General features: G+C 74.0%; 8 protein-coding genes. 5 read left to right on the forward strand and 3 right to left on the reverse strand.

Features of this window, described 5'->3' with window-relative positions:
• The first annotated feature begins 78 nt into the window (after nt 1-78).
• The 3 genes from QEZ54_RS05685 to purE are packed head-to-tail and all read left to right on the forward strand — an operon-like array spanning nt 79 to nt 3,926.
• A complete protein-coding gene (locus tag QEZ54_RS05685) occupies nt 79-2,271 on the forward strand; it encodes a hypothetical protein (protein ID WP_281303386.1) in 2,193 nt (730 codons plus the stop codon).
• 15 nt (nt 2,272-2,286) lie between these two features.
• Nucleotides 2,287-3,429 carry a 5-(carboxyamino)imidazole ribonucleotide synthase gene (locus QEZ54_RS05690; protein WP_281303387.1) on the forward strand — a complete coding sequence of 381 codons (1,143 nt, stop codon included), beginning with the start codon at nt 2,287-2,289 and terminating at the stop codon, nt 3,427-3,429.
• Complete coding sequence (gene purE, locus QEZ54_RS05695) at nt 3,426-3,926, forward strand: 5-(carboxyamino)imidazole ribonucleotide mutase (protein WP_281303388.1); 501 nt, start codon at nt 3,426-3,428, stop codon at nt 3,924-3,926. Before QEZ54_RS05690 ends, purE begins: the two co-directional genes overlap by 4 nt.
• Nucleotides 3,927-4,080: 154 nt before the next feature.
• On the opposite strand, the gene QEZ54_RS05700 is transcribed toward purE, so the two are convergent.
• A complete protein-coding gene (locus QEZ54_RS05700; RefSeq protein WP_281303389.1) occupies nt 4,081-8,964 on the reverse strand; it encodes a permease in 4,884 nt (1,627 codons plus the stop codon).
• 315 nt (nt 8,965-9,279) lie between these two features.
• Entirely contained in the window at nt 9,280-10,632 is a 1,353-nt protein-coding gene (locus QEZ54_RS05705) for a UDP-glucose/GDP-mannose dehydrogenase family protein (protein WP_281303556.1), read from the reverse strand.
• A gap of 259 nt (nt 10,633-10,891) precedes the next feature.
• Here QEZ54_RS05705 and QEZ54_RS05710 point away from each other — a divergent pair, with 259 nt between their 5' ends.
• A complete protein-coding gene (locus tag QEZ54_RS05710) occupies nt 10,892-12,046 on the forward strand; it encodes an acyl-CoA dehydrogenase family protein (protein WP_281303390.1) in 1,155 nt (384 codons plus the stop codon).
• A gap of 115 nt (nt 12,047-12,161) precedes the next feature.
• Nucleotides 12,162-12,533, forward strand: coding sequence for a DUF1801 domain-containing protein (locus QEZ54_RS05715; RefSeq protein ID WP_281303391.1), 372 nt, complete (start codon nt 12,162-12,164; stop codon nt 12,531-12,533).
• 50 nt (nt 12,534-12,583) lie between these two features.
• On the opposite strand, the gene QEZ54_RS05720 is transcribed toward QEZ54_RS05715, so the two are convergent.
• On the reverse strand, nt 12,584-15,562 hold the full coding sequence (locus QEZ54_RS05720) for a S8 family serine peptidase (RefSeq protein WP_281303392.1): 2,979 nt from the start codon (nt 15,560-15,562) through the stop codon (nt 12,584-12,586).
• Nucleotides 15,563-15,614: the final 52 nt, after the last annotated feature.

Raw genomic sequence — 15,614 nt, forward strand, 5'->3', positions numbered from 1 at the left:
CACTAATTAGGCCGTCAAACGGACAATCCTGGCTAGGCTGAGGCTCCCCCCAAAGCCCCCCGCTGAGGAGATGACCGCATGGCCGGCCTCGCCGCCCTGCTGAGCTTCGGCTCCGATCGCAACTCCACCGAAACGCTCACCGCGCTGTCGCGCGCGCTGGCCCCGCGCGGCTCCGAGGAGGCGCGCGGCGCGGCCGGCCCGGCCCGGCTGCTGGTCCGGGCCGCACTGCCGATCGTGCACCGCCTCGACGGCGGCGCCGTGCTGGTCCTCGACGGCATCGCCGAGCTGAGCACCCTCAACGCCCGGTACGCCGAGCGGGGGCCGGTCGGGCTGATCACCGGCGGGCAGCCGTACACCTTGGTCCTGGCCGACCCGGACGGCCTGGTGCTGGCCCGCAGCGGCGACGGCCCGCCGCTCTACTACGCCCGCACCCGCAGCGCGGTGCTCGTGGCCAGCGAGCCGACGGCGCTGCTGGCCGCCGGGGTGCCCGCCGAGCCCGACCCGGAGACCGTGCAGCGGTTCCTGGCCGTGGGCTCGTGCGACGAGGGCGCGGCGACCTTCTTCGACGGCGTCCGGCGGGTGCTGCCCGGCCAGGTGGTCGAGATCGGGCGCGGGCAGGCCGACAACTGGTCGGTGCGGGCCCATCCGCCGGTACGCGGCCGCGGCCCCGCCCCGTCCGGCCGGCTCGCCCTGCTGGAGGCCCTCGGCCAGGACCGGGTCGGGGTGCTGCTCGGCCCAGGCCTGCCCGGCGCCGCCGTGCTCGGCACCGCGCTGTCCGAGCGCGTCGACGCCCGGGGCCTGCCCGTCTACTCGGTCACCTTCCCCGGCCTGCCCAGCGACTCCTCCGCGTACGCCGCGGCGCTGCTCGGGCCGCTGGCCGACAGCACCGTGCGGCACCGGTCGCTGCCGTTCTTCACCGACGACATCGACGTCGACGCCTTCCTCGCCGACGTCGGCGAACCCGTGCCCGACCTGGCCGGCTACCTGTGCTGGGCGGTCGCGCGGGCCAGCGGCGGCGAGGTCGACGCGCTGCTGTGCAGCACCGGCTGGAGCGGGCCCGCCAACCACCTGCCCCGCCTGTCCGACCGGGTCGCCGCCCGCTACGGCGTGACCCTGCGCTTCCCGTACCGCGAGCTGGAGACCACCGACGAGGCGCTGCGCGCCGAACTGCGCTCGCTGGCCGAGCGCACCCTGCCGCCGACCTCGGCGCGCACGGCGCTCGCCGCCGGGAACGGCCCGCTGGAGCCGCCGCTGGCCGAGGTGCTGCTGCGGCTGCGGGCCGAGGTGATCGGCGCCCTGCTCTACCCGCGCCACGGGCCCACCGACCACGCGGGACTGGCCGCGATGCAGGAGCTGACCGGCGCGCTCGCGGCCGAGACCGACCGGCTGTGGCGGCGGTACGTGCTGGAGCGCTGGCTGCACACCGTCGTCGGGCCGTACCGGCGCCCGGTCGCGGCCGTGCCCGCCGCCCGCCCCGCGCCGAACCGCGCGCCCGCCGCCCCGACCGCCACCGCCGACGGGCAGGACTGGCTGCTGCACGCGCTCACCACCGAGCCGGTCGTCGCGGGCGACCGCATCGCGGAGAAGATCGCCTGGTACGTCGCCGAGTTCGCCCTCGGCGCCGACAAGCCGACCCGGCAGGCCCTGCGCCAGCCCTGGCACCTGCTCGTGGCGGCCAAGCCCGTCGCCGTCGCGCAAGGACTGGCCCGGCCGGTCTGGGACATCCGCCCCGGCCCGGTCGCCCAGGGCCTGGCCCGGCTGGCCGGGTCCGGCGCCGGGCGCGTCGACCCGTGGACCGTGCAGGTGGCCCTTGAGCACGGCGGTGCCGCCCGGCTCGGCGCGGCCGCGCTCTGCGTCCGGCTGGGCCACCGCGCCTGGGCCGACCAGCTCGCCGGGCCGCTGGTCCGCTCGGTCTGCCCGCCCCGCGAGCACGCCTGCGCCCCCGCGCACCTGGCCGTGGTGCCGCCGCCGCGCCAGCCGCAGCGGGTCGCCGAGGAGATCGCCGCCGCCCTGCGCAAGGGCCTGCCCGCCGACGTGTACGCCGCGCTGTCCGGCTGCGCCGTCGTCGGGGTCGGCACGGGCGGCATGCGGCTGCTCGGCTGGTCGCGGCCCGGCGAGCCGCCCGCCGCGCTGCTGGGCGCGCTGTGCGCCGACAACCCGTTCGGGCAGGACGACCGGCGTACCCCGCTGGTGCTGGCGCTGGCCAAGCCCCGGCAGGTGGCCCAGTCCACTGGCCGCAAGGGCGGTCGGCCTGCGGCGAAGCGGCGCTGACTAGACTTCGCGGCGATGGACACGCGCACCGGACTCCCTGTCGTCGGCATGATCGGCGGCGGCCAGCTCGCCCGTATGACCCACCAGGCGGCGATCGCCCTCGGTCAATCACTGCGGGTGCTCGCCACCGACCCGGACGAATCCGCCGCCCTCGTCGCGGCCGACGTGCAGCTCGGGCGGCATACCGACCTGGCCGCGCTGCGCGACTTCGCCAAGTCGTGCGACGTGGTCACGTTCGACCACGAGCACGTGCCCGGCGAGCACATCCGGGCCCTGGCCGCCGAGGGCCACAAGGTCTTCCCCGGCGCCGACGCGCTGCACTACGCCCAGGACAAGCACGCGATGCGGCGCAGGCTCAGCGAACTCGGCGCGCCCGTGCCGCGCTGGGCGCCGCTGCGCACCGCCGCCGAGCTGGTCGAGTTCGGGCTGCCCGCGGTCGTGAAGACGGCCCGCGGCGGCTACGACGGCCGCGGCGTCTTCGTCGTGTCGGACCCCGCCGAGATCACCGACCTGCTGGCCAGCGGCGCCGAGCTGATCGTCGAGGAGAAGGCGGCGCTGCGCCGCGAACTCGCGGTCCAGGTGGCCCGCTCGCCGTACGGCCAGGTCGCCGTGTACCCGGTGGTGGAGACCGTGCAGCGCGACGGCATCTGCGTCGAGGTGCTGGCCCCGGCGCCCGACCTGGCCGAGGACACGGCGCTGGAGGCGCAGCAGCTGGCCATCCGGATCGCCAACGAGCTGGGCGTCGTCGGTCTGCTCGCGGTCGAGCTGTTCGAGACGCCGGACGGGCTGGTGATCAACGAGCTGGCGATGCGGCCGCACAACTCCGGGCACTGGACCATCGAGGGGGCCCGCACCTCGCAGTTCGAGCAGCACCTGCGGGCCGTGCTCGACTACCCGATGGGCGACACCTCGCTGGCCGCCCCGGCCGTGGTCATGGTCAACGTGCTCGGCGGGCCCGAGGGCGGCATCGGCATCGACGAGCGGGTGCACCATCTGATGGCCGCCGAGCCGGGGGTCAAGCTGCACCTGTACGGCAAGCAGACCCGGCCCGGCCGCAAGATCGGCCATGTCACGGCGCTGGGCGCCGACCTCGACGACTGCCGGGCCCGCGCGGCCCGGGCGGCGCACTGGCTCACCTACGGAAAGGCGATGTCATGACCGAGGCGACGCCGCAGGTAGCGGTGATCATGGGTTCGGACTCGGACTGGCCGGTGATGCGCGGGGCCGCCGAGGCGCTGACCGAGTTCGGCGTGGAGTTCGAGGTGCGGGTCGTGTCGGCGCACCGTACGCCCCACTTCATGCTGGAGTACGCCGGTGCCGCCGTCGACCGCGGCCTCAAGGTGATCATCGCGGGGGCGGGTGGGGCCGCCCACCTGCCGGGCATGGTCGCCTCGGCCACGCCGCTGCCGGTGATCGGGGTGCCGGTGCCGCTGAAGTACCTCGACGGGATGGACTCGCTGATGTCCATCGTGCAGATGCCCGCCGGGATCCCGGTCGCGACGGTGTCGATCGCCGGGGCGCGCAACGCCGGGCTGCTCGCGGTGCGGATGCTCGGCATGCACGACGCCACGCTGCAGGCCAAGCTGACCGACTACGCCCACGCGCTGACGGAACTGGTCGCCGAGAAGGACAAGGCGCTCCGCGCCACCCTCTGACCCGACCCGGCCGGTGACCTCGGCCGGGCTGCCTGCCCACCCGTCTTAGCATTGACGCTGGCCTATCTAGAGGACGGATTTCCGAAAATCGTCTTCTAGATAGGCCAGCGTCGACAAAAAGGCGGGACGGGGCGGGGCGGGGCGGGGCTGGGGGTCAGCGCATCTGGTTGTAGCGGTCGGTGGCTTGGCGGCGGCGTTCGTTGTTGGCGCCGAGGATGATCAGCACGATGCCGCCGATGAGGACGCCGAGCCACGTGTAGCCCACCAGCGTCAGCGCGTGCAGCGCGGTGATCACCGTGACCGCCGCGCCGATCGCCACCGGCGCCTGCTGCCGCCGCTGCGAGCCCAGGATCAGCGTCAGGATGCCCGCGACCAGCAGCCCGACCTCCCGGATCGGGTTCGTGTCGGTCACCAGCACCACGATCACCGTCGGCCCGAACGCCGCGACCAGCGCCGGGCCGTACGCCGCCCAGCTGCCCAACTGCGGCCGCTGCCGCAGCTCCAGCAGCCCCACGCCGAGCGCGAGCAGCGCGAACGGCAGCGTGTACGCCTCCGGCAGCGCCACCGATGCGGTTCGCATGATCAGCCACCAGGCGGCGATCTCGCTGGCCGCCGCGGCCCAGAACAGGATGCGCCGCTCCAGTTGCGGCCGCTGCGCCCGGGTGGCCGCGATGCCGAGCACCGCACCCCAGCCGACCAGCAGCGCCGCGGCGTGCGTGGTCGACCGGGAGGCCAGCGCCAGGCCGATCGCGCCGGCGGCGTACCCGGCCCACTCGACGGCACTCGCCTCGCGCAGCGCCTCGGTCCGCTGGAAGCGCGGGTGCAGCGCGGTGCCCACGATCAGCACGGCGCCGACCGCCAGCACCCCGAACGCCGACCACTCCGGCCGCGCCCCGATCTCCAGGCTCACCGTCAGCACGAAGAGCTCGGCGGCCAGCGCGCCGCCCAGCCAGCCGAGGATGCGGGCGGGCTGCGACTGGCCGCCGAGCGCGGCGGCCGCGCCGACCGCGATCGCGCCGCCGAAGGTGAAGATGGTCAGCGCCGGGGTGGCCAGGGCGCCCGCGAGTCCGGCCCCGCCCGCGACGAGGCCGATGACCAGCACCGCGACCCGTGCGGCGCGGACCGCCCGGTCGCTGTCGTCGCTGGACGGCGGATCGGTCAGGGCGACGCTGAGCATGCACACCGTGAACACGGCCAGGGCCGCGAGCACCCCGGCGGGCCAGGCCAGGTCCAGGCTGACCGGGGTGATCAGCAGGGTGATCGCGGCGCCGGGCACGACCACGGAGACGGCGCGGGTCGGTCCGCCGCCGAACCCGATCGCGGCGATCGCGGCGGCGATGGTGAGCAGCAGCGCGGTGAGGGCGGCGGCGACGTCGACGGTGCTGGGGGCGGGCGGCGGCGGGCCCTGCCAGATCGCGCCGAGGCTCTGGTACGGCCGGATGAGCGCCGCCTGCAGCGCCGGGGCCAGCGACACCAGCGCGATCGCGGCGGGCGCGACCGACGCGGCCAGGGCCATGGCCCCGGGGTACGACGGCCAGTTGCGGGTCCGCTCGAGCAGCTGTGCGCCGCCCTCGAAGTTGATCTTCCAGCGCTGCGGCCCGGTGGCCTCGCCGCGCCGACGCCACTGGCGCGGTGCCGCGGGCGCCAGGCCGAGCTGGGCGCGGGTGGTGGTGCGCAGCAGTTCGGCGAGCACGACGAGCAGCACCGCCGCGGCCGCGTACAGCCCGGCGGGGTGGCCGGTCGGCAGCGCGAACAGCGCCACCACCGTGCTCGACACCGCCACGCCCACGGTGCACCACCCGAGGTACGCCGCGACGTGCCGGCGGGCCGCCGCGAACGCCGCCAGCGCGATGCTGACCCCGCCCAGCGCGGCGGTCAGGATGATCTCGGAGCCGTTGCCCGCGGTCGCCGCGAGCGCGGCCAGGGCCGCCGGGGCGGCCAGCAGCACCCCGGCCGTACCGGTGCCGCCCATCACCTCGACGTGGCCGGGCGGCTGCGTCCCGTCCGCGGCTGCCCGCCGGGTGACCAGCACCGACATCAGCACCAGTGCCGCCGAGACCAGCGCCACCATGGCCAGCGCAGCCGTGGTGGTCCACGGCCGGACCAGGCTCGCCCCGAGCGCGTGCAGGGACACGGCCACGGCCACCGCGAGCCGGGTGTAGCCGGCCCGGGCGTCCTCGGCGATCACCGCCGCGATGGCGTACCCGGTGGCGATGGCCAGGCCGAGCACGATCGGTGCCCACCAGGGCCAGCCCAGCGCGGCCGGGGTGCCGACGGTCGCCAGCACCACCGCGACCGCGGCGACGTGGTAGTTGCGGGGCGCGGGCAGCACGACCGCCGCCGCAGCGGCGAGCACAAGCAGCGCCACCGGCCCCTGCCAGCCGAAACCGACGGCGGCATCGGCCTGGGCGAGCTCGGCCGACCACAGCTCGCCCGGCCTGGCCAGCGCCCGGACGCCCCCGGCCAGCGCCGGGTAGCCGGCCACGACGATGAGCACCGCCCCGGCGACCCCGGTGCCCGCGGCCGGGCCCCGGCGCAGCTCCTCCGGCAGCGACCGTACGGCCATCGCCACCACCAGCACGATCGCCGCCGCGACCACCAGCCACGCCAACGGCACCACCTGGTACGCGATGCGCCCCAGCGCGGCGATCAGCGCCACGGTGACCGCGCCCGAGGCGATGTCGGCCCCGTCGAGCAGCCGGTCGGCCCGGCGGCCCGAGTCGATCGACGGCGCCAGCGCGAGCAGGATCGCGGCGAACAGCAGCAGCGCCCCGACGGCGGCGTCGAGTGTGGTCGCCTCGGCGGCGACGAACCCGGCGCCCGCGACGAGCAGCGTGCCGGACACGGCCCCGATCGCCAGCGGCGGCCCGATCCGGCGCTGCGCGACCAGCCGCGCCGCGACCAGGCCGAGGGTGGCGGCGCAGGCGAGCTGGGCGCAGGCCAGCGCGGCGGCCTGACCGGCGAGCGGGAACAGGGTGAGCACGCCGATGCCGATCGCGCCGGGGGCGCTGAACGCGGCGATACCGGCGGCGGTGTCACCGAGCACGGCCGCCTCCGGCGGCGCGACCACCACGCGCGGACCCATCGCCAGCAGCACACCCGCCACCGTGAGCACGGCCAGCACCGCCGCGGTCGCCCCCTGGTCGGCCAGGGCCACGCAGAGCGCGGCCGCGGCCAGGGTCACCGCCGCGACCAGGTAGGCCCGCGCCGAGCGCTGCGTGCTCGCGCCCCACGGCTCGGCGTCCGGGGTGTTCGGGCCGGTCGTGGTGCGGATCAGCACCACGGCCCCGGCGCCGATGCCGACCGCGAGGACCGCGACGGCCGCGGCCGTCAGCAGCCACTGGCTGGCCGCCCAGCCCAACCCGAACGAGGCGGGCGCCGACAGTGCCGCCAGCGCCGCCGCGGCCACGGCCGCCTCCCGCCGGTACGCCGGGGGCAGGGCGAGTGCGGCGGCGATCGCCAGCAGGGCCGCCGTGGCCGCCAGTGACCAGCCCGGGGACCCGGCCCGCCGGACCACCTCGGCGGTGAACGCGGCGGTGTCGGCGTGCCACACCGGGCGGGCCGCGACGGGCAGGGCCAGCGCGGCGCGCAGCGCGGCACCCACGGTGAACAGCGCGAGCACGCCGAGCGCGACGGTGGCGGCCAGCTGCGGCCCGCGCCGGATCGAGGCGGGCACCGCGCGTACGGCCAGGCCGGTCAGCGCGACCACGGCCGCGATCACCACCAGCGCCCGGCCGGGCAGGGTCACCACGGCCACCCGGGCCGCCGAGCCGATCACGGCCAGCACCATCGCGGCGGCGGCGACCTCGCTCAGCGGCTGCCGCCGCAGCATCAGCGCCCCGGTCAGCCCCACCGCCGCGGCAGCCAGCAGGGCCAGTCCGGCCAGCAGCACCGACGGCACGGTGTCGGCGGTGAGCAGTGCGGCGACGCCGTAGACGAGCGCCCCGCCGACGGCCAGCCCGTGCAGCACCCAGGTCAGCTCGCGCAGCCAGTACGCCGACCAGCCGATCGGGTTGCGCTCGGGCACCTTGGACAGCTCGACCGCGCGGGCCATCACCGCGTTCTGCGCGGCGACGCCGGTGAGCACCACGGCCCACCCCGCCGGACCCTTGACCATGCCGTACGCCAGCAGCGGCAGCACCGGCTGCGCCGCCAGCACCACCACGTACCGGGGCGTGGTGAGCCGGGTCAGGCGGTGGTAGCCGAGGGCGACCGCGGCGGTCACCGCGAAGACGAGTCCCGCGACCAGCGGCCCGGCCTCACCCCGGTTGACGACCTGCACCAGCAGGTACCCGTCGATCGGCAGCAGGGCCAGGCCCACCGCGGCCAGCGACTCGGCGGTGGAGGTCAGCCGCGCTCGCACCAGCTGCGGCGCGGTGCCCAGCAGCGCCAGCGTGGCCAGCGCGAGCACGCCCAGGCGCAGCTGCGGGGCCACGTTGCTCAGCGCCACCACCGCGAACACCACGGCCGCGATGCCCAGCAGCAGCGAGCCGAGCACCAGCATCACGTTCTGGACCTCGCGCGGCGACGCCTCCGGCGGCGGCCCCGACGGCCCTGGCGGCTGGCTCAACGGCGCCACCCGGGGCCGGGTCGGCCCTCCGGGCGGCCCGCCCGATCCCCGCCCGGCCGCGCCCACCGGCTGCTGCGGCACCGTCGGCGGAGCACCGGCCTGCGCGGCCTGCCCCGCCCCGGACGGCACGGTCGCCGGTTCGGCCCGCCCCGGCTCGGTCGCGGCGGTCGGCGCCTTCACTCCGGGCGGGCGCGGAATCCAGCGGCGCTGCTTGGGCGCGGCCCTCTTCTGCCGCTCCGCCTCCTCGTGCATGAGGATGTCGCGCTGGTAGATGGCCGCCTGGAGCTTGCCGGACAGCTTCTTGCGCTCGCTCGACAGGCGCACGTCCTCGGCGTTCATGTCGGCGATGGCCTTGCTCAGCCGTGCCACCTCGTCGCCGAGCACCTCAGGGGTGTTGCCGCAGTGCGGGCACCGCTGCGCGGGATCGCGCAGGCGGCCGCACATCGAGCATTCGCTGTCCGCTGCCATGGCAACCTCCGACTAGCCCCCCGTCACCATCCGGCGACGACGAGTATGGATCGCTACCCCCGCAGCATGCCGAATCCCCCCACCCCTTGAAAACCCCCATTCCCCCCACCGCCCCCCACCCACCCCACCAAGCCCCTTTCCGGGTTGATCATGAACTTATGGCAAGGTTCGACGGCGTGTCCCGGCCACAACTTCATGATCAACGTGGCTCTTCGGGTAGGCGGGTGCGGACGGGGTGGCGAGAGTGGGCGGGAACGCGGCGAGGCCCGCCCCGCGTGGTGCGGGACGGGCCTCGGGTGATGCTCTGCGGGCGGGTCAGACCGTGGGGCGGCCCAGGGCGCGGACGGTCCAGCCGGCCGACTTCCAGGCGGTGGCGTCGAGGCAGTTGCGGCCGTCGATGACGAGCTTGTTCGCGGCCACCTCGCCCAGCGCGACCGGGTCGGCGTTGCGGAACTCGGCCCACTCGGTCAGCACGCAGACCAGGTCCGCCTCGGTGACGGCCTCGACCAGCGACTTCTCGTACGCCACGTCGGGCAGGGCGCGCTTGGCGTTCTCCATACCCTGCGGGTCGTAGACGCGGACGTCGGCGCCCGCGCGGGCCAGCATGCCGGCGACGGCGAGCGCGGGCGCGTCCCGTACGTCATCGGAGTTGGGCTTGAAGGTCGCGCCCAGCACGGCGATGCGGGCGCCGGACAGGTCCGGGCCGGCCGGGCCGAAGCGGCGGTTGAGCAGGCCCGCGGCCAGGTTCAGCACGCGCTGGCGGCGGCGCAGGTTGATCAGGTCGACCTCGTGCAGGAAGCGCAGCGCCTCCCCGGCGCCCAGCTCCTGCGCGCGGGCCTGGAACGCGCGGATGTCCTTGGGCAGGCAGCCGCCGCCGAAGCCGACGCCCGACTGCAGGAAGCGGTTGCCGATACGCGGGTCGTAGCCCAGCGCGCGGGCCAGCTGCGTGATGTCGCCGCCCGCGACCTCGCACACCTCGGCCATGGCGTTGATGAAGGAGATCTTGGTGGCCAGGAACGAGTTCGCGGCGACCTTGACCAGCTCGGCGGTGGCGAAGTCGGTCGCGACGACCGGCACCTCGCGGTCCTCGACCGAGGCCAGGTCGAAGACGCCCTTGTGCGCGGCGTGCAGCAGCGAGTTGGCCCAGTCGGTCTTGGTGGCCACCACGATGCGGTTCGGGCGCATGACGTCGTCGACGGCGAAGCCCTCCTGCAGGAACTCGGGGCTCCACGCGACCTCGACGCCCAGCTCCGGGCGGGCGTGCTTGGCGACCAGGGTCTCCACCCACTCGGCGGTGCCGACCGGCACGGTCGACTTGCCCACGATCAGGGCCTTGCGGGTGAGGTGCTGGGCGAGGTTGCTCACCGACGCCTCTACGTACTGCAGGTCGGCGCCCAGGCCGTTGGCGCGCTGCGGGGTGCCCACGCAGATGAAGTGGACGTCGCCGAAGTCGGCGGTCTCCTGGTACGACGTGGAGAAGCGCAGCCGGCCGGCGGCCAGGTTGCGGCGCAGCATCTCGTCGAGTCCGGGCTCGTGGAACGGCACCTCGCCGCGGCTCAGCTTCTCGATCTTGTCAACGTCCACGTCGAAGCCGATGACCTCGTAACCGAGCTCCGCGTAGCAGATGGCGTAGGTGGCGCCCAGGTAGCCGGTGCCGAGGAACGTCAGGCGGGGGCGGGCCGCGCCGGACGGCGGGGTGACGGGGGCCGGGCTCGCGTACGGGAGAGTCACGCGTTTTCTCCTAGATTCTGCAGTGGCGCGCGCATTCAGCTGAGGAGCGCCGTAAGGGGCCGGTGGTTGAGCAGGTGCAGAGCCTACGCCCTGTACTGACGCCGAGGAAAGTTTACCGGAGCCGCTGGACAGCACATTCTTATCGAGCGTTAAGCTACCCGCCGGTACGCCTGTTTATGCGTGGGAGGAAGCGGAGATGTTCGACCTCTACCAGCTCTCGGAAGAGCACGTCGCGATCCGCGAGGCGGTCCGCGAGGTGTGCGACGCCAAGGTCGCCCCCAACGCCGCCGAGGCGGACGAGAGCAGCGAGTTCCCGCAGGCCAGCTTCGACGCGCTGCGCGCTTCCGACTTCCACGCTCCGCACATCCCCGAGGAGTACGGCGGCGCCGGTGCCGACGCGCTCGCGACGGCGATCGTGATCGAGGAGGTCGCCCGCGCCTGCGCCTCCAGCTCGCTCATCCCGGCCGTCAACAAGCTCGGCACCATGCCCCTGCTGCTGGCGGGCTCGGCCGACCTCAAGCAGCGCTACCTGCCCCGGGTGGCCTCCGGCGAGGGCATGTTCTCGTACTGCCTGAGCGAGCCCGAAGCGGGCAGCGACGCCGCCGCCATGACCACTCGGGCGATCTATGACAATGGTCACTATGTGCTCAACGGCGTCAAGAGGTGGATCACCAACGCCGGGGTGAGCGACTTCTACACCGTCTTCGCCGTCACCGAGCCCGGCATCGGCGCCAAAGGCATCTCCGCGTTCGTCGTCGAGAAGAGCGACCCCGGCGTCAGCTTCGGCGCGCCCGAGAAGAAGCTCGGCATCAAGGGCTCGCCGACCCGCGAGGTCTACCTCGACCAGGTACGCATCCCCGCCGACCGCATGATCGGCGAGCCCGGCACCGGCTTCGCCTCCGCGATGCGCACCCTGGACCACACCCGTGTCACCATCGCCGCCCAGGCCGTCGGCATCGCCCAGGGGGCCCTGGACGCGGCGCTGGCGTACGTCAAGGAGCGCAAGCAGTTCGGCAAGCCGATCGCCGACTTCCAGGGCGTGCAGTTCATGCTCGCCGACATGGGCATGCGGCTGACCGCCGCCCGGGAGCTGACCTACGCGGCGGCGGCCCGGTCCGAGCGCGGCGACGCCGACCTGACCTACTTCGGCGCGGCGGCCAAGTGCTTCGCCTCCGACGTCGCCATGGCGATCACCACGGACGCGGTGCAGCTGCTCGGCGGGTACGGGTACACGAAGGACTTCCCGCTGGAGCGCATGATGCGCGACGCCAAGATCACCCAGATCTACGAGGGCACCAACCAGGTCCAGCGCATCGTCATGGCCCGCCAGCTCCTCAAGGGCGTCATCTGACGGGTACGTGGCGCGCACGCTCGCGTCGCTAGCTGCAATTTCGGGGAAAGTGCTGGATTCGGAGTCAGGATTCCGGCACTTTCCCCGAAACTGCAGCCTTGCCAGACTGATGTCCGTGGATAAGCCGCAGACGATCGACGAGTACATACGAGGGTTCGCGGGGCAGGGGCGCGAGCTGCTCCGGCAGTTGCACGCGCTGGCCCGGGAGACGGTGCCCGGCGCGAGCGAGGCCATCAAGTGGGGTTACCCCACCTGGGTGCACCCGTCGGGCACGATCCTGTTCGCGGTCCGGGGCCACACCAGGCACGCGAACTTCGCGTTCACGCCCAGCACCCGGGACGCCTTCGAGACCGAACTCGTCGGTATGGAGACCGGCCGCCACACGGTCCGGATCCCCTACGACCGCCCCGCGCCGACCGACCTCCTGCGCCGCATGATCACCTATCGCGTCCGGGAGCACGAGGAGCGCGGCGTCCTGTGGATGTGACGAGAAGGGGCCCGGCGGATCACCGCCGGGCCCCTTCCGCTGTGCTCGGGTCAGCTGACGGTGACGACCGTCTGGCCGACCACGGCGGTGCCGTCGCCGTACGTCACGACGCCGAGGTAGCGGGTGCCCGCGACCAGGCCGCTCCACGACAGGGTCACGGTGGCCGTGCCGTTGACGGTGATCGCCTGGCTGGCCGGGGTGGCGGTGAAGTTGCCCGCCGCGGTCGCCGGGACCGCCCACGAGTGGCCCTTGACCGTGGTCACGGCCGCCGCGTCGAACAGGGTGTAGTAGACGTCGTAGGTACCCGGACCCAGATCGATGACCTCGGCCGCGGTGCCGCCGGCGCTCTCGCCCACCTCGTTCGCGGTGCCCGCCACGTACGCGAAGACGTCGATGTCGGTGCCCATCGCGTAGTCGGCGTCGAAGGTCTGGACCCGGCCGAAGCCGCCGTCCGGCACGGTGAACGTGATCTTCGCGGTACGGGTCGACGCGGCCGGGAGGCCGGAGTTGAACTCAGGGCCGTCCGGGTCGAGGGCGTCACCGGTGACGCCGGCCGGGACCAGGCCGGACACGGTGCTGGTCAGGGTGCCGGTGTAGCCGCCCTTGACCTTGACCGTGGTGCCCGAGCCGGTGGCGCTCAGGTTCGGCGGGACCGCGACCGGCACCGGCCGGACCGCGATCGGGCTGCGGACGCTGTGCAGCGTCTTGCCCTTCGAGCTGTGCGTCCAGGTCAGCGAACCGAAGGCCCAGACGTTCTGCGCCGCGGTGGTACGCGTGATCTTGACGGTGAAGCTCTTGGACTGCAGCGGCCCGAGGGTGAGGCTGCTCGGGCTGACGGTCGCCGTGAACCCGGCCGGAGCCGTGACGGTCGCCTTGTACGTCGCGCTGGACAGGGCCGTGTTGGTGACCGTGCGCTTGATGACCTGCTCACCGGTGATGTCGCCGACGGCGATCGACGGGTAGTTCAGGTCGCTCGGGTCGATCTTGGCGACCTTCGCGCAGCCCTTCTCCGGGGTCTGCCCGATCGAGCACGCGTACGCGTCCCAGTCGCGCGGCTTCGACCCGTACACCAGGCCGGGCTCGAACATCCTGGCCGGGTCGACGTGGCCCGCGCCGTAGTTCAGCGGGGTCGCGTCGCCGTCCACGGTCTGGATCGGGCCACCCGTGTTGTCGGTCTGGTACGCGGTCGTCATGATCGCCGACTTGACCCACATCGGCGGCCACAGCGGGTGCTTGGCCAGGATCAGGGCGGCCAGGCCGGAGATGTGCGGAGCCGACATCGAGGTGCCCGACAGCGCGTTGAAGTCGTTGCCGTCGGTCACCGGCGAGGTCGCCGCGATGATGTCCACGCCCGGCGCGGTGATGTCGGGCTTGAGCAGGTCGCCGCCACCGGCCAGGGCCGGACCGTACGAGGAGAAGCCGGCCATGACCGGCGCCTGGACGGGGGTCGGGTCGGTCTCGGTCAGGCTCGCGGTCGCACCGGCGCCCGCGCCCGCGACGTACGCCTTGATCGCCACGCCGTCGGCGAAGCTGACGTGCACGGTCGGCACGGCGTGGAAGTCGCCGACACCGGTCTGCGCCGCCGACGAGTTCGCCAGCACCACGCCCACCGCACCGGCGGCCGCGGCGACCGCGCTCTTCTCGACGCGGGCGTTGATGCCCCGGGTGCAGATCACGATCTTCCCGGCGGCCAGCGCCGGGTCGAGGGTGCCCGGCATGCAGAGCTCGGCCATGGCCGGGTCCTGTCCGGCGAGCGCGATGTCCTTGGCGTTCACCAGGCCGGTCGAGGCCACCGCGGCCGGCACGACGCCGACGCCGGTGTAGCTCGCGCCGTTGCCCAGCACGACGCTCTTCTGGTTGCCCCGGTCGTGGGTGCTCGCCGCGACGGTGATCGTCCACGGCGAGTTGTGCGCCACCGTCGACGGGCCCGAGTCGCCGCTGTTGCCGGCCGAGGTGGAGATGAACACGCCCGCCGCGGCGGCGTTGCGGAACGCCACCTCGTCGGGGCCCACCACGGAGTCGGTCGAGCCGGAGATCGAGTAGTTGATGATGTCCACGCCGTCGGCGACCGCGTCGTTGATGGCCTGGACCAGGCCGGCGGTGGTGCCGCTGGCGCCGGAGCCGTCGGCCTTCTCCCACAGCGCCTTGTACACGGCGATGCGGGCGGCCGGGGCCATGCCGCTGATCGAGCCGACCGAGCCGCCGTTGATCGTCGCCGGCACGTTGTAGTTGCCCGCCGCGGTCGACGCGGTGTGCGTGCCGTGGCTGCTCAGGTCACGCGGGCTGAGGAACTCGTCCTCGGTCACCGTGTTGCCGAAGCCGGCGTAGTAGCGCGCGCCGATGAGCTTGTTGTTGCAGGCGATCGGCTCCTCGGTGCCCGCGTCGCAGACGCCGCGCCACTTGTGGTTGATGATCCACTGGTCCGGGCGCGGGGTCGGCAGGGCGGCGAACGCCGGGTTCTCCGGCCAGATGCCGGAGTCGATGTCGCCGATGATGATGCCCTGGCCGGCCTTCTCGGCGCCGCCGAACCGCTGCTGCCACACGCCGGTGTCGCCGGACATCCCCAGGAACTTCGGGGTGGTCGTCGTGTCGACGGTGTAGACCTTGTTCTCCCAGACCCGCACCACACCGGCGGTCTTGGACAGCTGCGCGGCCTGCGACTCGGTCAGCTCGGCGATGAAGCCGTCGAACACGGTGGACAGGTCCGAGTGCTTCTTGCCGGCAGCGCCCACCTTGCGCAGCACGTTGTCGTGGCGCGAGGTGAGCAGCTTGGTGTACGCCTTCGCGGCGGCGGTCGAGGAGTCGAAGCGCTCGCCCTCGGCGGGCCTGGTCGCCTGGTAGCCGGCGATGTCGCCCTCGTACACGCCGGCGGGGGCGCTGTCGGTCTGGACGATGTAGAGCTTCGTCTGGCCGCCGCTGGACGGCGCGGCCTGGGCGCCCTGGACACCGGCACCGGCCACGAAGGCTACGGTCACGGTGGCGAGCGCGAGCGTGACCGCGCGGTTGCGGGTCAGTCGCTGGATTCTCACGAGGGGTAACCTCCTGCTCCGGCGGGCACGTCCGCGTGCCCGCGCGGGTTGA

It is taken from the genome of Catellatospora sp. KI3 (assembly GCF_029948125.1).
Classification (GTDB): Bacteria; Actinomycetota; Actinomycetes; order Mycobacteriales; family Micromonosporaceae; genus Catellatospora.

Excerpts from the sequence above, each read along its gene's own strand:
- QEZ54_RS05700 (WP_281303389.1), bottom strand. The coding sequence starts at position 8,964 with ATGGCAGCGGACAGCGAATGCTCGATGTGCGGCCGCCTGCGCGATCCC.
- QEZ54_RS05685 (WP_281303386.1), top strand. The coding sequence starts at position 79 with ATGGCCGGCCTCGCCGCCCTGCTGAGCTTCGGCTCCGATCGCAACTCC.
- QEZ54_RS05690 (WP_281303387.1), top strand. The coding sequence starts at position 2,287 with ATGGACACGCGCACCGGACTCCCTGTCGTCGGCATGATCGGCGGCGGC.
- QEZ54_RS05710 (WP_281303390.1), top strand. The coding sequence starts at position 10,892 with ATGTTCGACCTCTACCAGCTCTCGGAAGAGCACGTCGCGATCCGCGAG.
- purE (WP_281303388.1), top strand. The coding sequence starts at position 3,426 with ATGACCGAGGCGACGCCGCAGGTAGCGGTGATCATGGGTTCGGACTCG.